Origin of the sequence: Oceanospirillum beijerinckii DSM 7166 (genome assembly GCF_000422425.1) — a bacterium.
GTDB lineage: Bacteria > Pseudomonadota > Gammaproteobacteria > Pseudomonadales > Halomonadaceae > Oceanospirillum > Oceanospirillum beijerinckii.
In genome coordinates this window covers 163139-184215 of the sequence record NZ_AULT01000008.1, presented here as the reverse complement: position 1 = coordinate 184215, position 21077 = coordinate 163139, and the positions used below count along the sequence as shown (strand labels likewise).

19 protein-coding genes and 1 tRNA gene are annotated in these 21077 nt (G+C 47.7%); 6 read left to right on the top strand and 14 right to left on the bottom strand.

Annotated features, from left to right (window positions below; genetic code table 11):
- Nucleotides 1–98: 98 nt before the first annotated feature.
- The 3 genes from H579_RS0103270 to parC form a co-directional block, all read right to left on the bottom strand.
- Nucleotides 99–356: a hypothetical protein gene (locus H579_RS0103270; RefSeq protein ID WP_028299492.1), complete on the bottom strand. Its 258-nt coding sequence runs from the start codon at nucleotides 354–356 to the stop codon at nucleotides 99–101.
- A 237-nt stretch (nucleotides 357–593) separates the two neighbouring features.
- Nucleotides 594–1805 (bottom strand): phosphoserine phosphatase SerB, encoded by a 1212-nt coding sequence (gene serB, locus H579_RS0103265; RefSeq protein WP_028299491.1) that lies wholly within the window; start codon nucleotides 1803–1805, stop codon nucleotides 594–596.
- A gap of 329 nt (nucleotides 1806–2134) precedes the next feature.
- Nucleotides 2135–4390 (bottom strand): DNA topoisomerase IV subunit A, encoded by a 2256-nt coding sequence (parC, locus tag H579_RS0103260; RefSeq protein ID WP_051227264.1) that lies wholly within the window; start codon nucleotides 4388–4390, stop codon nucleotides 2135–2137.
- 186 nt (nucleotides 4391–4576) lie between these two features.
- On the opposite strand from parC, the gene H579_RS0103255 reads away from it, so the two are divergent.
- Nucleotides 4577–5386, top strand: coding sequence for a nuclease-related domain-containing protein (locus H579_RS0103255; RefSeq protein WP_028299489.1), 810 nt, complete (start codon nucleotides 4577–4579; stop codon nucleotides 5384–5386).
- Between the two features lie 126 nt (nucleotides 5387–5512).
- On the opposite strand, the gene H579_RS0103250 is transcribed toward H579_RS0103255, so the two are convergent.
- Nucleotides 5513–7135: a methyl-accepting chemotaxis protein gene (locus tag H579_RS0103250; RefSeq protein WP_028299488.1), complete on the bottom strand. Its 1623-nt coding sequence runs from the start codon at nucleotides 7133–7135 to the stop codon at nucleotides 5513–5515.
- A 224-nt stretch (nucleotides 7136–7359) separates the two neighbouring features.
- On the opposite strand from H579_RS0103250, the gene H579_RS0103245 reads away from it, so the two are divergent.
- The gene (locus tag H579_RS0103245) at nucleotides 7360–8244 is read left to right on the top strand and encodes a prephenate dehydratase (RefSeq protein ID WP_245583199.1); all 885 of its coding nucleotides are present in this window, start codon (nucleotides 7360–7362) and stop codon (nucleotides 8242–8244) included.
- A gap of 187 nt (nucleotides 8245–8431) precedes the next feature.
- Here the strand turns inward: H579_RS0103245 and H579_RS0103240 are convergent, their stop codons facing one another.
- The 8 genes from H579_RS0103240 to rnr all read right to left on the bottom strand — a co-directional run bounded on the left by H579_RS0103240 (nucleotide 8432) and on the right by rnr (nucleotide 16272).
- Nucleotides 8432–8731, bottom strand: coding sequence for a hypothetical protein (locus H579_RS0103240; RefSeq protein WP_028299486.1), 300 nt, complete (start codon nucleotides 8729–8731; stop codon nucleotides 8432–8434).
- Nucleotides 8732–8976: 245 nt separating this feature from the next.
- On the bottom strand, nucleotides 8977–10380 hold the full coding sequence (gene dnaB, locus H579_RS0103235) for a replicative DNA helicase (RefSeq protein WP_028299485.1): 1404 nt from the start codon (nucleotides 10378–10380) through the stop codon (nucleotides 8977–8979).
- A 246-nt stretch (nucleotides 10381–10626) separates the two neighbouring features.
- Nucleotides 10627–11076 (bottom strand): 50S ribosomal protein L9, encoded by a 450-nt coding sequence (gene rplI / locus H579_RS0103230; RefSeq protein ID WP_028299484.1) that lies wholly within the window; start codon nucleotides 11074–11076, stop codon nucleotides 10627–10629.
- A 28-nt stretch (nucleotides 11077–11104) separates the two neighbouring features.
- Entirely contained in the window at nucleotides 11105–11881 is a 777-nt protein-coding gene (locus H579_RS0103225; RefSeq protein WP_028299483.1) for a hypothetical protein, read from the bottom strand.
- 103 nt (nucleotides 11882–11984) lie between these two features.
- On the bottom strand, nucleotides 11985–12212 hold the full coding sequence (gene rpsR, locus H579_RS0103220) for a 30S ribosomal protein S18 (RefSeq protein ID WP_028299482.1): 228 nt from the start codon (nucleotides 12210–12212) through the stop codon (nucleotides 11985–11987).
- 28 nt (nucleotides 12213–12240) lie between these two features.
- On the bottom strand, nucleotides 12241–12663 hold the full coding sequence (gene rpsF, locus H579_RS0103215) for a 30S ribosomal protein S6 (RefSeq protein ID WP_028299481.1): 423 nt from the start codon (nucleotides 12661–12663) through the stop codon (nucleotides 12241–12243).
- A gap of 144 nt (nucleotides 12664–12807) precedes the next feature.
- Entirely contained in the window at nucleotides 12808–13539 is a 732-nt protein-coding gene (gene rlmB / locus H579_RS0103210) for a 23S rRNA (guanosine(2251)-2'-O)-methyltransferase RlmB (RefSeq protein WP_028299480.1), read from the bottom strand.
- 210 nt (nucleotides 13540–13749) lie between these two features.
- Nucleotides 13750–16272, bottom strand: coding sequence for a ribonuclease R (gene rnr / locus H579_RS24035; protein ID WP_051227263.1), 2523 nt, complete (start codon nucleotides 16270–16272; stop codon nucleotides 13750–13752).
- 180 nt (nucleotides 16273–16452) lie between these two features.
- Here rnr and H579_RS0103200 point away from each other — a divergent pair.
- Nucleotides 16453–16539 (top strand) — tRNA-Leu (locus tag H579_RS0103200).
- Between the two features lie 181 nt (nucleotides 16540–16720).
- On the opposite strand, the gene H579_RS24030 is transcribed toward H579_RS0103200, so the two are convergent.
- The gene (locus H579_RS24030; protein WP_084623876.1) at nucleotides 16721–17545 is read right to left on the bottom strand and encodes a DNA/RNA non-specific endonuclease; all 825 of its coding nucleotides are present in this window, start codon (nucleotides 17543–17545) and stop codon (nucleotides 16721–16723) included.
- Nucleotides 17546–17613: 68 nt separating this feature from the next.
- Entirely contained in the window at nucleotides 17614–19011 is a 1398-nt protein-coding gene (locus H579_RS0103190) for an MBL fold metallo-hydrolase RNA specificity domain-containing protein (protein ID WP_028299479.1), read from the bottom strand.
- 174 nt (nucleotides 19012–19185) lie between these two features.
- Between H579_RS0103190 and H579_RS0103180 the strand changes: the two genes are divergently transcribed.
- From H579_RS0103180 to H579_RS28405, 3 genes are all read left to right on the top strand, one after another.
- Nucleotides 19186–20088 (top strand): hypothetical protein, encoded by a 903-nt coding sequence (locus tag H579_RS0103180; protein WP_157834546.1) that lies wholly within the window; start codon nucleotides 19186–19188, stop codon nucleotides 20086–20088.
- 205 nt (nucleotides 20089–20293) lie between these two features.
- The gene (locus H579_RS0103175; protein ID WP_028299477.1) at nucleotides 20294–20602 is read left to right on the top strand and encodes a c-type cytochrome; all 309 of its coding nucleotides are present in this window, start codon (nucleotides 20294–20296) and stop codon (nucleotides 20600–20602) included.
- A gap of 164 nt (nucleotides 20603–20766) precedes the next feature.
- Complete coding sequence (locus H579_RS28405) at nucleotides 20767–21057, top strand: high-potential iron-sulfur protein (RefSeq protein WP_084623874.1); 291 nt, start codon at nucleotides 20767–20769, stop codon at nucleotides 21055–21057.
- Nucleotides 21058–21077: the final 20 nt, after the last annotated feature.

The following is a 21077-nucleotide window of genomic DNA, read 5'->3' as shown; positions in this document are numbered from 1 at the left end:
AACACAAAAATGAATTCCGAGTTGCTTGTTCTTGATAATCTTGTGACTTTTCCAAGATCATCCCGACAAGCACCCACACGAATTATCTGACTAAATTTTTAAAGAGCTTGTTGAGACAAGCGCTTAACTTGCTCAACCGAGGCGATGCATTCTACAGCATTCAAACCTCTTGTCAACAGTGATTTGAAATTTATTTTCAAATTGTCTTTTTCAAAACGGTTAAAAACTTTTGAAAAATCAGACTGTTGCGGTGCTGTTTGAGGTCTTACCCCGTGACAGCGAGGGCGTATTATACGCACGGAAGACCAAAGCACAACCCCTATTTTCACTTTTTTGTAAAAAAGTTTCAGAATCATTGAAAATAAGCTCCCTTACATAACAAGGTTGCTCAGGAAAAGAGGCAATATAACTTCAGATATACAGGCAACACCCGACAGCGCTGTAAGCTATTAAAGGGCAATACTGAAAGAAGGCAGCGTTAAAGTATGGAAGCATTCTTAAGTCAGAAGGCATAACGCCGACAATGTGCCGGCGTTATAAGTCAAGCATTGGACTAAGCAGCAAAACTGTTCTTAATTTTGCTTCTGCCAGCCTTAGTCCAGATCACGGTCACTATAGCCAATCAGATAGAGAATAGCATCCAGCCCCAGAGTAGACAGAGAATGCTCTGCGCTCTCTTTTACGATTGGCTTGGCACGGAAAGCAATACCCAGGCCTGCAGTACCCAGCATCGGCAGATCATTTGCACCGTCACCGACCGCGATGGTTTGCTCAAGGCGCACACCCTCTTGTTCAGCTATTTGCTTTAACAGCTCTTTCTTACGCTCACCGTCAACTACGACCCCTGTCACGTTGCCGGTGACCTTGCCATCTTCAATTTCCAACTCATTAGCATGCACATAGTCGATGCCCAGCTTCTTCTGCAGGTAATGACCAAAGTATGTGAAACCACCGGACAAAATTGCTGTGGTATAACCCAGCGCGTTCAAGGTCGAAATAAGCTTCTCAGCCCCTTCAGTTACAGGCAAGTTGTCAGCGATACCGCTTAATACAGATTCATCCAGACCTTTCAACAGTGCAACTCGACGCTTAAAGCTCTCGGTGAAATCAATCTCTCCGCGCATGGCACTTTCAGTGATCTCAGCCACCTGCTCACCGACACCTGCCGCTTTAGCCAGCTCATCGATTACTTCCGCTTCAATCAACGTAGAATCCATATCGAATACCACCAAGCGGCGGTTACGACGGAACACATCATCCACCTGGAATGAGATATCCACAGCCAGCTCATTAGCCAGACTCAGGAACTGCTCACGAATCTGATCCAGATTCTCTGGATTACCACGCACAGAAAACTCCACGCAGGAACGGCCTTGCTCAGAGAGCTGACGTAGTGGAATACGACCTGACAGGCGATTGATACGATCAATGTTCAGATCGTGACTGGCTACAACACCTGTTACCTTGGCAATATGCTCTGCGGTAATACGGCGTGCTAACAGCGTTACGATAAAGCGGTTTTTGCCCTGACCTTCAACCCAGTGTTCATAGCTCTCTTCATCCACAGGGGTAAAACGAATATTCACACCCAGCTCGTGTGCTTTAAACAGTACATCACGCAATACAGGAGAAGACTCCGCTTCCTCAGGAATGTGAATCAAAATACCTAAGGACAGAGTATCGTGAATAACCGCCTGACCGATATCGAGAATATTAACCCCATAACCAGCCAGAATCTCTGTAATGGATGAGGTTAAACCCGGTTTATCAACACCAGAAATATTAATCAGGATGACTTCTTTCATGTGCCTGCCTGTTACGCCTTATGAGCTAATTGAGGTTAAAAGAGAGCGCTCAGTATACCAGAGCAGCGCTTAATGAGGGGGGCAAGATAACGCGTTGATAATGAAAAAGCGATGACATTGCGTTTTGATAACGCAGCTTTGTAGCAGCATAAACTAAGAGCAAATTTGATAGACAAAGCCACGCTATATGGCGAACAACCTTAATAGGCCGATTTCACTCAGCGTGACTTGATCCGTTTTTGTTTAATGATGCCGATTGATAGGATCAAGAGACACAATTACTGCCCTACTTAATTGACGACTTGATCAGCTCGACACCACCTGTAGATTTACTCTTCATCCTTTACGGAGATAGCATCCACTTTCTGGAAACCACGCGGCAGCTTATTACCACGGCGACCTCTTTCACCCTGATAGTGCTCCAAATCTGAAGCTTTCAGTACCAAGTGACGTTTACCGGCGTAGATAGTCAAGGCTTCATCCTTGGCCAATACCACCAAATCACGGACAAACTCTTCACGCCCCGCCGACTTAGCCGTCGGAATATCAATCATCTTATTACCTTTGCCTTTACTCAGTACCGGCAACTGCTCCAGCTTAAACACCAGTAGACGACCTTCCGTCGAAACGACCGCTACTTTAGCCCCCTCATCGTTAGCCGGAATCACGGTTGGTGGTAATACTTCGCAACCCTTAGGTACGGCCAGCAGAGCTTTACCGGCCTTTTTCGTCGCCAGCATATCGGATGAGTCCACCACAAAACCATAACCGGCATCACTGGCCATCAGGAAGCGTTGCTTCTCTTCTGCAACCACCAGCCCCTGGAAGGTAGCACCGGATGGTGGATTAATACGCCCGGTTAGCGGTTCGCCCTGACCACGAGCCGAAGGCAAAGTATGAGCAGGTAGAGAGTAGCTACGCCCACTACTATCGACAAACACCACTTGCTGATTGGAACGACCACGGCACATCAGATGATAACCATCACCTGACTTGTAGCTCAGGCCTTCAGGATCGATATCATGACCTTTGGCTGAGCGCACCCAGCCTTGCTTAGACAGCACAATCGTTACTGGATCAGAACTCACCAGAGCCGTTTCATCCAGCGCTTTTGCTTCACCACGCCGAACAATAGGAGAACGACGAATATCACCAAACTTGGCTGCATCATCCGTCAGCTCATCTTCAATTAGCTGACTCAGCGCCTTATCAGAGGACAGAAGGTGCTCCAGCTTCTTACGCTCTTCTTCCAGCTCATCCTGTTCGCCACGGATCTTAACCTCTTCCAATTTGGCTAACTGACGCAGCTTCAGATCCAAAATCGCTTCGGACTGGCGCTCACTGAGATCAAAACGCTGAATCAGCGCCTGTTTAGGCTCATCTTCTGTACGAATAATCTCAATCACTTCGTCGATATTAAGATAAGCGATCAACAAACCGGCCAGGATATGCAGACGGTCTGCTACTTTCTGCAGACGATATTCTAAGCGGCGGGTCACCGTATCACGACGGAAACTCAGCCACTCATTCAGAATCTGTACCAGACCTTTAACCTGAGGGCGGCCATCGGTGCCTATCATATTCAGGTTAACGCGATAACTCTTTTCCAGATCCGTGGTGGCAAACAGATGCGCCATCATGGCCTCAATATCCACACGGTTAGAACGAGGCACGATCACCAATCGAGTTGGATTTTCATGGTTCGATTCATCACGCAGATCCACCACCATGGGTAACTTTTTCGCTTGCATCTGCGCGGCAATCTGTTCCAGAATTTTGGCACCGGAAACCTGATGAGGCAGAGCAGTAATCACCACATCACCGTCTTCAATCTGATACACCGCACGCATACGGACACCACCACGACCGGTCTGATAGATCTTTTCGATCTCATCACTTGGTGTAATGATTTCCGCATCGGTTGGGTAATCCGGCGCTTTCACAAAGCGCATCAGGTCGGCAGTACCCGCTTCAGGGTGATTCAACAGATGAATACAGGCCTGAGTCACTTCTTGAAGATTATGAGGTGGGATATCCGTCGCCATGCCCACAGCAATACCAGTAGAGCCATTCAGTAATATGTGAGGCACACGGGAAGGCAGGACAGCCGGTTCCGACAGCGTACCATCAAAGTTAGGCAACCAATCCACCGTGCCCTGCCCCAGCTCCGCCAATAACAGCTCAGAGAATTTCGCCAGCTTAGCTTCGGTATAACGCATGGCAGCAAAGGATTTAGGATCGTCTGGAGAGCCCCAATTACCCTGTCCGTCAATCAACGGATAGCGATAAGAGAATGGCTGCGCCATCAACACCATAGCTTCATAACAGGCACTGTCACCATGAGGGTGAAACTTACCCAGTACATCACCCACGGTTCTGGCCGACTTCTTATGTTTAGCACTGGCTTTTAATCCCAGTTCCGACATGGCATAGACGATTCGTCGCTGCACCGGTTTCAGACCGTCGCCAATATGAGGCAGTGCCCGGTCCAAAATAACGCACATGGAATAATCCAGATAGGCTTTCTCGGTGTATTGCTTCAGTGATATCTGCTCAACACCTTCATGATTGATTTGTGCACTCATCGGCTCGGATCTGTCCGTTATCTTATCAATAATAAATTTTGCAGCAGTCTAACATCTGTTTATCTTTACAGCATCTTTTCCAGCCCTGTGTTTAGAAAACACCAAAACAGTCGATAAACTTCCACTACTCAAGCCAATACCTATCTGACTATAATCACTGTAATAACGTTATTTGAGTCCATCACCATGATTTTATCCGAGTATAAGTTTCGACCAGAATCAGATAGCCTAGCCGAGGAAAACTGCGCCGACGCAGCCAGTCGACTCAGAAAGGCTTTTGAAGACAGCGCTGACATCATCATCACCAACAACCTTCAGGTGGATGTATACGACCGTCAAATTACCGTGGATCATGCTGTATTACACACCTATGGCCTGACCCCGATCAATAGCCGTACTCTATATGGCAAGATTGAAGTGAATTATCGTGGAGAATGGTCCCGCAGCGTTAAAGGCCGAGACATTCCATTAGAAAACCCCACTGAGCTATACAAACATATCAGCAAAGCAATTCGGGATAACCTGGTTAAAAATACAGACAAAATACTCAGTAAGCACAATGGTGCTCAAAAAACCTTTGACGGTCTGCCGATTGAGCTGATGTTCATCCAGGCACCAAAGTGTGGCTTACAGGGTAACGGTATTAATTCATCAAATATCTTATTCGCTGAGCAACTACCCAATACTATTGCCAAACACTACAGTTCTTATAAAAAGCGGCTGTATCAGCAATTTGGCGGTATGGATGTATTCCGTTTTATCTCTTCTGACCTATATGCCTGTGCAGACTTTCTGGTAGGCAATGAGATTGACCGAACCAAATACCCTGAAGCCCAACCGGATCAAAGTGAAGAAGCTCAAGTTAAGAAACCTTCTCGCCGGGTTATAGTACGCACAAAACGCGCGGGCGGTGGCCCCGGTGTAATTAAAGCAAGAGATATTAAGCCGGGCAAAAAAAAGCTGGCGGCAATGGAAAACAACGAGATGCAGAACTAAATGCCTGATGCCATAAGACCAATGACAGCATAACCACAAAAAGCTGCAACGAAGAAATGCAACCACAAAAGCGGCCACTTTATGACAGTAAAGCAGCCGCTGTTTTATTTCAGAGTTGAGTACCGTCTACTTCAGGCGGAATTGATCTACCATTTTCTCCAACTGCACCGCTAGATCCAGAAGTGTTTCACTGACCTTAACACCCTGCCCGGCTTCTTTTGACGTTTGCTCCGCAATGGCACCTATCTCTTGCACACTACGATTTACTTCAGCAGAAGCTTGCTCCTGTTGTTGCGCAGAAATTGTCATCTGACTGTTCAAAGTATTAATGCCCGACACGGCCTCAGCTATTTCCTGCAGTGCCTCAGATACCTTTTCAACCTCCTCCACACTGGATTGGGTACTCTGCTGAGCCCCTTCCATCACCTGGATCGCCTCAGCCACTTCCTGCTGCAGTTGTTCGATGGTTTTATGAACCTCAAGAGTCGACTCATGAGTACGATTGGCCAGCGAACGGACTTCATCAGCAACTACCGCAAAACCACGACCCGCTTCACCAGCACGAGCCGCCTCAATAGCAGCGTTCAAAGCTAATAGATTGGTCTGCTCAGCAATCGAGGTAATGACGTCCAGGACTGTACCTACTTCAGTGCTGTACCCCCCCACTTTTGAGATCACACGGGATGCTTGCTCGATCTCACCGGTCAAACGACTGATTGCCTGAATAGCAGACTCAGTCATTTTCGTACCCAGTTGAGCCTGACGATCCGCACTGGAAGACGCTTCTGAAGCGCTTTCCGCATAAGACTTGACTTCATGAGCATTCGTTTCTACCTGCTGCATCGCCGAGACTACAGTATCGGTTCCTCTTTGCTGACTATCCACTGCTGACACCGTACTCTCCGCGACATCAGAGATACTTAATGCTGCACTTTTTAACTGGTGAGTCATACCAGAGACTTGCTGCATACTGCCACGAAAGCGGCCCAGCATATTATTTAATGCTGACGCAACAGCACCGATCTCATCATTACTCTTAATATCTTTGACTTCTGCAGACAGATCAGAGTTACGTTCAACTTGCACCAATACCTCACGTACACTCTTCAGCGGACTGACAATCAACCGACGCAGAAGGTAGAGAATCACAAAGAAGCCAGCAACAAACAGCAACATTTGAGTAGCCCCCAAACGCCATAAGTTGGCACTGATGTGATTATCCAATGTCGCCAGGGAATAGCTCACCCTCACTGCTCCCAGTACAGTACCTTCCGGCACCATATGACACATCAGACAGTCCGTACCACGATAATCCTTACTGGCCCGTACTGGATTTAGTACAGTCAGCACACGGCCGCTATCTTCATCGGTGATCTCTGTGATCTTTTCACCACTCAACGCCCGACGGTCCAAATCATCCCTGACCTTCTCCTCTTCCCGTCCAGGACCGAACACTTTATTGATCTCTTCACCCCGGATAATACGGGCATCCACCACATCAGGCTGGCTCATCACTTTCTTGCGTAAGATATCTCGGTTTGCCAAAGTCCCGGTAATCATCATGATATTCACAGCGTCAAAATAGGAATCTGCAGTATCTTGGGTATGCTGCAGGATCACCTCCTCAACCATTGCGCGCTCATTACGCACACTGAATACCATGGAGACAACGAGAACAAGAACAAACACCAGGAGTAAAGCAACCGTAATTTTGGTTTGTATCGAGGTTCCTGGGGAAGACTGACTCATTTTTTTCTCCGCCTAATTATTTCTTGATTTAGCGCAATTTTTTTAGTTATTACCGATATTTGTTTTAGACCCTTCTGGTCAAAAAGTCACCGGTATTTTTACATTTATTTATTATGTATCTTTAAAGTTCAGGTATTCTTATCCAAGAACAGCATAAAAAGAAGTACTAATACACTTCAGTTTGTATGCCTGATGTAACCTAAGGCCTTAATAGGACAATTTCCGTGTCAGAGATCAACATTTCCTCTGCTAACCCCGAGCAGATCATCGCTTTTCAAGGCCATCATGGCGCCTATTCCCATCTGGCTTGCCGCAAAGCACGACCACACTTAAACCCAGTGCCTTGTGGAACCTTTACCGAGGCGATGCAGATGGTTGAAAGAGGTCAGGCAGGGCTGGCAATGATTCCTATTGAAAACTCGACCGCAGGCCGGGTTGAAGAGATCTATCGACAGCTACCCAAAACCCATCTTTCCATTATTGGCGAGCATTTTGAAAGTATTAATCACTGCCTGATCGGATTGAAGGGCAGTACCCTGGCTGATATCCGTACAGCCTGCTCCCACCCACAAGCTTTAGCACAGTGTGATAACAATATTATGAAATTGGGCCTGGAAACGGATGTAAAATCCGATACCGCCGGAGCCGCCCATGAAATCATGCAGTTACAGGACAAAAGCCGGGCGGCTATCGCCTCTTCACTGGCTGCAGAGTTGTATGATATGGAGATTCTGCGCGAGAATTTTCAGGATCATGATGGTAACACCACCCGATTTATTGTCTTATCACGGGAGGCCGAACTACCCGATTACCACCAGGGTCAACAGTATCTGACCTCTCTGATGTTCCGGGTACGCAACCTGCCTGCTGCACTATATAAAGCAATGGGAGGCTTTGCTACTAACGGCATTAATATGGTGAAACTGGAAAGTTATATGGATACCGGCAGCTTCCAGGCCACCTCTTTTTATATGGATGTGGAGGCTCACCAATCAGAGCCTGGTATGATCAACGCTCTGGAGGAGCTGGCCTTTTTTGCCCAGGATATTCGTATCCTGGGTACATATAAGCCACACCAGTGGCGCCAGCAAGGCGGAGTTTTATCCTAACTTTCTACAACCTAAATATCGACTGTACTGGAGAGCAGATACGTCCAGTCCAGCTAAAAAATGGCCCGCTTACCAAAAGCAAGCGGGCTATTTTTATGGTGCTATTCAAGCCTATCAAACATCTGCCATTAAGCTTAAGTCATCAAGCCTGAAGCACCGAATACAGTATGACAAAATACCCAACACATCACTGATTATATGTCGCGGGGTCAATCCATACTCCCAGCGAGTTACGGTCAATCCAGTTACCTTTAGCCGTTTCTTTATAACGAAACACGACGATATCATCTATAGAAACCGACAGCTCAGGCTCTTCTGTCTGATAGGAGTATTCCGTACCATCCACCATCAGGCTATGACGGTACAACTCAGGCATGCCCAGCCATTCCTGAAAAGGCCCCTCAGTGGCTACAGATTCTAAGGTGCCCTTACCCTGCAGTTTTGGGGTACGGGTACGGCGTGCTCCGGGGCGGAATTTACCAGCCATGAAAACTCCTCACTCAATAAAAGGTCATCGGCAAAAACAAAGGCAGGGGATTATAGGGCTTATTCGGCACCTGACAAGCGATACCTGCATATTTTGCTTATTTAAATTCTTGCTTTATTACCATTACAGCAAAAGTAGATCTGTAAAACGACTGACGCGACAAACAAGCCAAGCCACCCAGCCAGTATAGCCTTGGCTGGCAAAGTTCGCGTGACTGAATACGCCAAAAGATAATGAATAGCGGACTATTCGCCAGCACCAGAGTTAGCAGCGTATTCACTGTAATGCTCTGGAGCCAGATCCTCAAAGCGAGTGAACTGCCCCCGAAAGGCCAGATGCACCGTCCCAATGGGACCATTACGCTGCTTACCAATAATGACTTCGGCCAAGCCCTTATTGTGCTCATCTTCCTTGTTATACACTTCATCACGATAGATAAAGGCAATAACGTCCGCATCCTGCTCAATCGCCCCCGACTCACGCAGATCCGACATTACAGGACGCTTATTCGGCCGCTGCTCCAAACTCCGGTTAAGCTGCGATAGAGCGATCACTGGACAATTAAACTCTTTAGCTAGCGCCTTCAAGGAACGGGAAATTTCAGAGATCTCTGCCGTACGGTTATCAGACAAACCTGGCACACGCATCAGCTGCAGGTAGTCGATCATCACCAGACCAATATCACCACTTTCACGGTAGATACGGCGCACACGGGAGCGCATCTCATTGGGTGTTAACGCAGGCGTATCATCGATAAACATCTTACGCTCCTGCAACAGATTTACCGCAGACATTAAACGCGGCCAATCCTCATCCCCCAACTTACCTGTACGCACTTTTGTCTGATCAATCCGCCCAAGGGAGGACAGCATACGCAGCATCAGAGACTCATTCGGCATCTCCATACTGAATACAACCACAGTGTTATCCTGGGACAGAGTAACGTTTTCCACCACATTCATCGCAAAGGTGGTTTTACCCATGGAGGGACGACCGGCGACAATAATCAGATCAGATGGCTGCAGACCCGAAGTCATACCATCCAGATCTTTAAAGCCGGTACTGATCCCCGTCATGGTGGAATCCAGCTTATACAGCTCGTCGATTTTCTCAACGGTCTTTTTCAGGATGGTAACCATCCCTTCCGGCCCACCAAATTTAGGGCGGGATTCAGCTATCTCAAAAACCAGACGCTCTGCTTCATTCAGCAACTCATCCGAGCTACGCCCTTCAGTGTCATAGGCGTTTTCAGCAATCTTATTCGATGCTTTGATCAGCTGGCGCAAGGTAGAGCGCTCACGCACAATCTCTGCATAAGCCACAATATTACTGGCCGACGGCGTATTTCGTGCCACCTCAGCCAGATAAGCCAGGCCTCCGATCTGCTCCAGCTCATTTTTCTGATCCAGTACCTCTGAAATGGTCACCAAATCAAAAGGTTGCGCCTTTTCTGCCAACCCCATCATCGCCTCAAAGATCATCTGATGATCACGACGATAGAAATCATTAGGCACAATTCGTTCAGACACGCCATCCCAAGCTTCATTATCCAGCAAAAGACCACCTAACACCGAGCGTTCGGCCTCCAGTGAGTGTGGCGGCACTTTTAAAGCATCAGTTTGCTGATCAGCAACAGCTCTGTCAGACATAGGGATCGACTTCTCCTGAATAGTACAGATTGATGTTCAGTGTAACTCAGATGAAACAAGGTTTATAAAGCGGAGGAAATTTTAGACCAGATACCGGACTGGATAAATGGCTCGATGGATAAAAGCTCGCAACATAAGATCAGATTGCCAAAAGCCCTAAACAAAGAGGCATAACAAAACAAACAGGTAATAAAAAAGGCATCTGACTTAAGCCAGATGCCTTCTTCAAAATCAGAAAATCTGATCTTAGTCTTCTGCAGTCACGATAATGTGTACAGAAGTAGTCACATCACTGTGCAGCTGAATTGCAACGTCGAATTCGCCAACAGTACGGATAGGACCTTCTGGCAGACGCACTTCGCTCTTCGCTACATCGATGCCAGCAGAGCTGATTGCTTCTGCCAGATCACGAGTACCGATAGAACCGAACAGTTTACCTTCGTCACCCGCTTTAGCAGCGATAGACAGTTCGATCTCTTCCAGTGCAGCAGCACGTGCTTCAGCAGCAGCTTTGATCTCAGCGGCTTGCGCTTCCAGTTCAGAGCGACGCGCTTCAAATTCAGCAATATTAGCTTCTGTTGCCATTACAGCTTTACCGTAAGGCAGCAGGAAGTTACGGCCAAAACCGGCTTTAACGGTCACTTGGTCGCCTAAGCCACCCAGTTTGCCTACTTTCTCGAGCAGAATAACTTCCATCTCGTAAACCTCTCTAATCTTTTACCGCTTAATCCTGTGGCGGCTTCTGGTTGACCAAGCGGCCTCTAAAGTCCCAAAAGCTATCCAGGAAAGCCATAAAAATCATAAATACGTACAGTGAGCGCCCCATGATAAACAGTAAAACATAGAATACTGTTAACCAGGTCGAACTCAATTGTTTGATCGCTACAACACCATGAACTAAGGCGATACAGGCAAACACCAGTGGTACCGATAATGCAGGTACCCATTTCAACGCTTCAATATCAATCTCTGCGCTCAAAAAAACAACAGCACCCAATACCAATGCAGGTATCAGCGGAAGTCGAAACTGATGGAACTCTTTTTGGAAGCCACCGGGATTAAACTCCACAGCTTGCCACCAGCGAGCCAATACTAAACTGCCAAATACCGCAACGGTATAAAATGCAGAGATAGCGCCCATCACGACAAGGGTCAGAAACTCTTCCTGCTGATTGCTCAGTGATGCATCTCCTTCTCCAGCCGCAACTGCGAGTGAATGCAAAACATTAACAATCTCAGCCACCAATTGAGGTGGCCAGATGCTACTTAATGCAGCGCCAAGAACAGCTCCAGCCAGTAATGGCTTAGACCAGTCGACTGTTGCCCTCAGTATCAGTGCCATCAGCATTACGCCAAGGATTACTGCTACCGGGATGGGATCACCCTGGCTTAGCCAGAATACAGCAGGCAGTGAGCCCCAAAGCATCACCTGACTACCTTCCCGGCTTCCCCTTCTCAGGGTTATCAAGCCAACTACGGCGGCAGCAACCCAAAAAAACATCGGTATTGCTGCACTGATAGCCGTAGCAATTATCGCGTTAGTTCGCGATGTTAGTGCATATTTCGCAACAAAGCGCATGCACCTGCCTTATATCGTTTTAGTCTTACTGGTGACCGTCAGTGTACGGCAGCAGAGCCAGGTAGCGGGCGCGCTTGATAGCGGTAGCCAGCTGACGCTGATAACGTGCTTTAGTACCAGTGATACGGCTAGGAACGATCTTGCCAGTTTCAGTGATGTAGCTTTTCAGAGTTTCGATGTCTTTATAATCGATCTGATCTACACCTTCAGCGGTGAAACGGCAGAACTTGCGACGACGGAAAAAACGTGCCATGGATATACTCCCAAAAGTCTCTTAGTGATTAATCTTCAGAATCAGCAGCTTCTTCATCATCAGCTACGTCTTCAGACTCAACAGCTTCTGGAGCACGCTCTGCTTTACGCTCGTCACGACGATCTTCGCGAGAGGCTTCAGCTTTAACTGGAGATGCTTCAGTTACAGCGTCTTTAGTACGAACAACCAGATTACGGATGATCGCATCGTTGTAACGGAAGATTTCAGTCAGCTCATCTACTACTTCACTAGTAGATTCAATGTTCATCAGAACATAGTGTGCTTTATGAATTTTGTTAATTGGGTAGGCCAGGTGACGACGACCCCAATCTTCCAGACGATGAACAGCACCACCATTTTCCTGTACTAGGCTGGTGTAACGCTCGATCATAGCTGGAACCTGTTCGCTCTGGTCCGGGTGAACCATGAACACAACTTCGTAATGACGCATTATAGCTCCTTACGGTTTTACAGCTTCTCCAAAGGGCAAATTCCCGGAAAAGCAAGGAGTGGAAAGAATCGTTCTTCAAAGAACCGCGAGATTCTATAGAGCTCAACCTATAGAAGCAAGAAAAAAAATTGCTTTTTCGCGACTTCATCCCTGACGCTGACGTACCGCTTCGTAAAGACAGACGCCTGTCGCGACAGAGACATTCAGGCTACTCACTTCACCAGCCATCGGTAAGTTCACCAACTGATCACACTGCTCACGGGTCAGGCGCCGCATACCTTTACCTTCGGCCCCCATCACCAGGGCCACCGGACCAGACAGATCCACCTGATACAAACTCTGTTCCGCTTCACCGGCGGTACCAATCACCCAAACACCGGCATCTTTCAGCTCATTCAGCGTGCGGGACAGATTAGTAACGGCCACCAGCGGTATCACTTCTGCAGCACCACAAGCAACTTTGCGCACCGTAGCGTTCAACGTCGCCGACTTATCTTTCGGCACGATCACTGCATGAGCACCCGCCGCATCGGCAGTACGCAGGCACGCGCCCAGGTTATGGGGGTCAGTGACACCATCCAAGACCAGTAACAGCGGCTTATCCTGATGAGCCAACTGCTCCATCAGCCAGGCATCGGTATAGGTTTTCAGCGGCTTGCACACGGCGACAACACCTTGGTGCACCACATCCCCCAACAGATCATCCAGGGCATCACGCTCAACCAGCGTCAGACGCAGACCCAGTTTTTCAGCCTGATGCTGAATATACTGAACCTTGTCATCATCCCGACTTTCGACCAGCTTTAGTTCGATAATCTGCTCAGGCTGACGGTTTAACAAACTCGTCACCGCGTGGATACCGTACACAGCCTCGATTGATGACTGCCGCTGCGGCTTACCGGCCCGACGTTCAGTATGACTTTGGCGCCCTTGATTTTTTCGCCGCTGACGGCCCTGATCGTTACGTTGCTTCACGCTGTCTTCCAACTATTTATAAAAAAGTAAAAGCAAAAACCTGCTCATTATGAACAGGCTTCTGTTATTTCAACTCGTTTTGATTCGTTTGCTGAACCCCCAAAGGCCCAATTAGCTTGTGGCTTGCTTTGTTTTAGCTCGAGCATTTTTGCCAGGCCGTCTTTTACCGACTTTCTTTTTGGCACTCGCACTCTTTCTACTATGATTGCCGTCCGCCCCGGAACGCCCTTTCTCTGCCGGCTTCAGCTTCTTGCGCTTACCATCCTTTTTGCCTTTCTTAGGCGATTTACCCTTCTCTTCCTTGGCCACATCATCAGCAATACTCTTTGCTAAAGATAGTTCTTCAGTGGAGATTTTACGTTTACTTGGTTTACGCTTTTTACCAGGCTTAACGTCGACTGCCTGATCCAGTTCAAAGTCGATCTTGCGCTCATCCAGATCTACTCGCGCCACGATCACATTCAACTTATCGCCCAGGCTATAACGACGACCGCTGCGCTCACCTTTCAGACGCTGAGTCGCGGCATCAAAGTGATAGTAATCCGATGGCAGGCCCGTCACATGCACGAGGCCATCCACATAGATCTCATCCAAACGCACAAACAAGCCAAAACCCGTTACACCTGTCACTGTACCGGCAAAACTGTCGCCGATATGAGCTGCGGTATATTCACACTTCAACCATGCCAATACATCATACGTGGCATCATCAGCACGACGCTCAGTCATAGAACAGTGCTCACCCAACTCCAGCATCTGCTCCATGGAGTAAGGTAACCAGCGCTGTTTAGGCTCGACCTCGGTATCATCCGCTCTTAACAGATGATTGCTTTCCAGCTCACTGCGCAACATAGAGCGAATTGCTCTATGGGTCAGCAGATCCGGGTAACGACGAATCGGAGAGGTAAAGTGAGTGTAGGCTTTATAGTGCAGACCGAAGTGGCCCTGATTATCTGGTGTATAGACCGCCTGAGACAGCGACTGCAGCAGGAAGGTCTGAATACTTTCCGCATCTGGTCGGCCTTCGATCTCCAGCAAGATATTCTGATAATCGATAGGGGTCGGCTCATCGCCACCGCCCAGGGTCAGGCCCAACTCGCCCAGATAGGTTTTCAGTTTTTCCAGGCGCTCGGCTTTTGGCCCTTGGTGCACACGGAACACACCCGGCAGTTTGTATTTTTCCAGAAAGCGCGCCGAGGCCACATTGGCGCACAGCATGCACTCTTCGATCAGCTTATGTGCTTCGTTACGCACCACAGGTACGATACGTTCAATCTTGCGCTGATCATCAAATTCGATACGGGTTTCGACGGTTTCAAAATCGATGGCACCACGTACGCTACGAGCGGCACGCAGAATTTTATATAGGCCGTATAGGGTTTCGATCGGCTTTACTAACTCAGGATATTGCGCCTTAAAAATAGCGGCATCTGGATGGTCCACCGAATCCAGTAACGCACCCACTTGGGTATAGGTGAGTCGGGCATGAGAACGAATCACCGCCTCACAGAAACGGTAACGACTGATCTGACCTTTGGCACTGATGCTCATCTCGCACACCATCACCAAACGATCCACATGGGGATTCAGAGAACACAGGCCATTGGACAGGAGTTCAGGCAGCATAGGTACCACCTGACCCGGAAAGTAAACCGAATTACCACGCAGATGCGCTTCTTTATCCAGCGCGGAGTTTACCGCCACATAGTGAGAAACATCGGCAATGGCGACATAGAGCTTCCAGCTACCCCAGGCTTTTTTCTCACAGTAAACAGCATCATCAAAGTCTTTGGCATCTTCACCATCGATAGTGACAAATGGCAGATGGCGCAGATCAATACGTTTCTCTTTATCTGATTCTGCCACCTGATCAGACATCTGCTCAATCTGCTGCAGGACATCCTGTGGAAATTCATGGGGAATATTATGCTTGCGAATGGCAATATCGATCTCCATACCCGGCGCCATCTCATCACCCAGAATTTCAACTACCTTACCCTGTACATGCATACGACGGGCTGGCTGTTGTGTCAGTTCAACGCTCACCACCTGCCCCGGTTTAGCTTCCAGCGACTGGCCTGGGGGAATCAAGACATCATGATGCAACTTGGGGTTGTCCGGACGCACATAAAAAATGCCATTTTCCTCGACATAGCGCCCTACCAGCTGATGAGTATTATGCTGCAGCACTTCGACCAAAGCACCTTCACGACGGTTCTTTCGGTCAACACCAACCACTCGCGCCAGGGCAATATCCTCATGAAATACCTTGCGCATCTGAGCATTGGTTAAAAACAGATCGTCGGAGCCATCTTCCGGGATCAGAAAACCAAAACCATCCGGGTGGGCTTCAATACGGCCTTTGACCAGCTGCATTTTGCTAACCAGACCATAAGCCCCCTTGCGATTGCTCAGTAACTGACCATCACGCTCCATCGCCTTTAGGCGACGACGCAGGGCTTCGATATCATTGTCATCCACCAAGCCCATGCGCTCACATAACTGCATATGGGTCAGCGGGCGACCGTAGTTCTTCAGCCAACCCATAATAAACTCACGGCTCGGTACCGGGTTGTTATATTTATTGGCTTCACGGTCGGCATGAGGGTCCTGCTTCACTGACCAGCGTTTCATAACATTCGCCTTAAAGATTCAATTTAACTGCTAAAGCCTTGGTATCATCTCACTTCCAAGGCGCATGATTGAGCGTGATTATACGGCATGAAAAATATTTTTTCCCTTTTTGCAATTTTCTTTGAAAAAACAGTTGCATTGTAAAAAGTGCTCCGTATAATACGCCTCCATTGCTGAGCTGCCCAGGTGGTGGAATTGGTAGACACGCTAGCTTCAGGTGCTAGTGGCCGTATGGCCGTGGAGGTTCAAGTCCTCTTCTGGGCACCAATCCTTTCTTAGCTTAATCAAGCATCTCAGCTTTTATCACACCAAGCTCTGAATCATTTTTTGATTTCATTCTCATATCACTGCTTATCTGTTAGTTTAAGACTCGTAACATGCTTAACTCTACATACCACTTTTAGACTGAACCGCACTTCGTTCACTCAAAAAAACACTGCAAGCCAATCTAGTAGCGCGAAGGCTTCCTTGCTACCTGCTTTAGATTCCAAGGCCTATCATCAATGGTCGCTTCCAGCTTAGTTTCCTGAACATCATTCAACTGTGAGAAGAAATCGTAACCTGTTCTTTGCTCCACTTCATCCACTGATACGACAAACTTAGTCAAAGGCTCACTACCTTTCACATCCTGCGGCATAACAAAAGCCAACATGCTTACGGCTTGATCCTGCTTATCAATTCCTACAAATACTTTATAGAAGCTCTCCGGTACCTGGATCAAACTTTTAAGCCTGTGTGGGTTATCAGAGAAAATCGGCCCCGTGATTACCTGAACACGATAAAACTGATGAGAAAAATGATCAATCGCCGCTTCTTCCAGGCGCTGCCAGAGCTTGCGATTCAAATTCGGTTTTTGCGGGGTAATATTGGTCATTAGAAAACTATCCAGCTGAGCCTTTCGACCGTATAAGCGGGATATCGCATAGTTTGGAGCCATATGACCACGATCATAACCCGTGCGGGTATAATCATCATGAGTCACAGGCCAGATCGAACGCCAATCCTTTTCAAAATGACCGGGACGCGAATAGCGTTGTTGTTTCTGCTCACGATTAAGTGCCCTCAATTCATAACTGACCCAAACAGGATTTAAGCGATAATCGGAGTAGCCTAATACAAAGCCTTCATTTCTCAGTATCCTATACCAGTATTGCCAGCCTGTATTGAGGCGGTCGGGCATCCCCTGATACACCAAACCATCACGAGCATGCTGCTCCAGCCATAGCCAGCCGGAGCTCAACATCAGCGTCAGCACCAAAAGAATAATCCGCATTGCGCCCGTTACCTCTCTCCATTTAAGTCATGTAGTCGCACAAAAATCACAGCGATGACAACACGTCCTTATAGTTCAAGCAAGTCAACCACTTGTGCTGGCTGAGCTATATCAGCCTGAATACTTAAGCGCTCCTGAATCTCTTGCTGCAACATCTGCTGGGCACTGCTCTCTCCATGCACCAGAAACACCCTAGGCGAACGCTCAAAATGCCCTAACCATTGCACTAACCCTTGCTGATCCGCATGAGCAGAGAACCCACCTACAGTATGCACTTGGGCCGCCACTCTGATACTTTCACTCCAGATTTTTACCTGCTCGGCACCATCGACCAATTGACGCCCCAGAGTACCTTTAGCCTGAAAACCTACAATCAGGATATGACAATCTCGACGCCAGGCATGATTTTTCAGATGATGGCGAATCCGCCCTCCTTCACACATCCCACTGCCAGCAATAATAATCGCCCCGGAGCTGATACGATTCAGAGCCATCGACTCTTCAGGTGAACGAGTCAGTCTTAGATTAGGCAAACCGTCGAGCGTCTTATCCTGTAGGGCCAGAGCCTTCGCTTTTTGATTATAAAGCTCGCTATGACGGCTATAGATCTCTGTTGCCTCTATAGCCATAGGACTATCAAGAAAGATCTGCCAATGCCCCAGATTCCATTGTTCAAAATATTCGCGGAACAGATACAACAACTCCTGAGTACGCCCCACCGCAAACGAAGGAATTAACACATTGCCTTTTGATTGTGCCGCCTGCATCAGAATCGCCCCCATCTCCTGCATACTCTCCTGCCAGGGCTTATGGCTGCGGCCACCATAGGTACTTTCCATCAACACAACGTCGGCCTGATGAATCACACTAGGCTGACGCAAAATCGGCGCTTCACCGTGACCGATATCACCTGAGAAAACGACTTTTCTGCGATGCTTGCCCTCCTCTAACCACAACTCAACCATTGAGGAACCTATGATATGCCCCGCATCGTTCAAACGAATACGAACACCAGGAACAATCTCTTCTTCAACACCGTAATCCAAACCATAAAAATGCTTCAGTGCCTTATCAGCATCATCCTGAGTATACAGAGGTTCGATAGGCGGCAGATGCTTTCTGGCTCGCTTGCGATTGGCAGTTTCAGCATCATGTTGATAGATATTGGCCGCATCCTTAAACATCACCCGACACATATCACGACACACTTTCTGAGTATATACCGAGCCTTTAAACCCCCGTTTAACCAACAAGGGAATCCGCCCGCAATGATCCAGATGAGAATGACTCAACACCACCGCATCTATACGCTTAGGATCAAAGGCAAACTCTTCAGCATTGCGTAACTCATCTTTGTAGCCGCCTTGTATCAGACCGCAATCCAACAGAATACGATAACGCCCAACCTCAATAAGATGACAGGAGCCGGTCACTTCTCCTGAAGCACCAAAGAACTGAATTTTCATCACAACATACTCCCTCAAATGACACGAACCCGGTAGAACCTATCTTTCTACACACCTAAACCCACTGCAAGCCAAAATCCTTTTAGAAAAGTTATTTCAAGGTTAATAATTACTGGCTTAGAGTCGATAATATAGGTAGAGTCAATAAGCAAATTCATCCAAAAGTCTCGCGCCATGCAACGCATAATTTACCTTATCGCTTTATTGTTTCTATGGCCCTTGACCGTCATGGGCCAAGAGCTGTTTTTGCAGAAACCCAACGACAACCAGCATGACCCACTCAACAGTTTTCGACTGCTGTTAAGCGAGCAACTAAACCAGAATAGCGCCACTATCGAACGGGTTTTCAACCCTATTGGCGACGGAGAATCCCTACTGGTACGAGCCTATGTGACCGGCCCGGAAGAATTAGTTTTTCGCCCACTGTTTTCCGAAACAGCTGATAATGCCCAGAAGAGCAGCTATGTACTACGCACCCTTCCAGGTACGGAAGTCAAAGAAGTCTTGATTAACTTCGAAGCGGCCAGTGATCGCTACCAGATGTATTTTGGCCAGTTCCATTACAGCGTGTCACCCGATATGACCAATGTCAGCCATATTAGTGTCCGTCCGGAGTCAAGTCCCTTCCTGGCTGAAAACTTCCAAACCCTGTTTATCGATGAGCCTGCTGCCGCGCTTGCTATTCGCTATCTGAGCGACCAGCAGGAAGCCAATAACCTGACCAGTATTATCCAGCTACGAAAAGAATATCGCGATAGCATGACCGATCAGCTGCTGGTAGACAGTAACGGCCAGATCGTAAATCCTTACCGCTTAATTCCTTACGATAGCATTAATATAAAAGCGGTCTATTTTCTGGAAGAGTATAATCTGGATAACAATACGCTAGTGCGCCATGACTTAAGCTCTGGAAGCATCAAAAATTATCAGCTAAATACTCTGGGACAAGCACAGACGCAGGAAGCAATACCTGAATCTATTGAAACACTTGAGACCCCAACTGATACATTAGAGGTTCAGATACAAAGTTCCCCCCCCATTAGCCAAGCTGTTGAATCGAGTAAAACAACTCAATAACCAATACCTCAGAGTTAAAGTGCGACTAACTGCCGCTTTTTTTCTCACAGAAACAGAGTATTCTTGGCAAAAAGATGATTTAAGCCAATGTGATTAAAAACCAAATTTGCTTATTATCCCTATAATTAGATAATTCGGACGCTACGGCATCCAACCGGCTTGATGAATAAGATAAAAAACCAAAATCATAAAGTAAGGTGAATCCATGAAAAAAGTTTTTGCAATCGCAGGTGTAGTAGCCATGATGGCATCCGGCTCTGCTCTGGCAGGTGACGCTGCTGCGGGTAAAGCGAAAGCAGCAGTATGTGCGGCTTGTCACGGTGCTAATGGTATCAGCGCAGTACCTATGTACCCTAACCTGAAAGGCCAAAAAGCTCAGTACCTGGAAAATGCTCTGAAAGCCTACAAGAACGGTCAGCGCACTGGTGGTACGGCTGCCATGATGGCTCCTCAGGCAGCGGGCCTATCTGATGCGGACATTGCAAATCTGGCGGCATACTTCAGCTCCCTGTAGATCTTTTTATTAAGATATTAGATTTGCAACAAAAGGTCTGACCCGGTGCCAGACCTTTTGTCGTTATGGCACACTATTTATCTATCAGTTTACCAGTGAGGAAGCGAAGACGACTCTAACAGGCGGGAAAGACAGCCTGTAGCAAAACCTTGAGAAGGAAGATTATGGATAACAATAGAAGACGTGTACTGCTGTGGACTTGTACTCTGCCACTGATCCCTTTTACAAGCCAATGGGTTTACGCCGCATTCCCCATCCTCTCTGAGCGCTCCCATGAAGCCCGCCTCAGATCCTATCGCAGCAACGCCTATAAAGGGGTAAAACACCCCGATTACCGTCAGGGGCAAATCTGCCACGGTTGCAAGTTATTCAATCGAATAGATTTTGGATGCCCTGTATTTCCCAGAAACAGTGTAAACCCACAGGGTTGGTGTGATCGCTGGCAGGCTCGTTAAGCCAGGCTTACTGATGACAG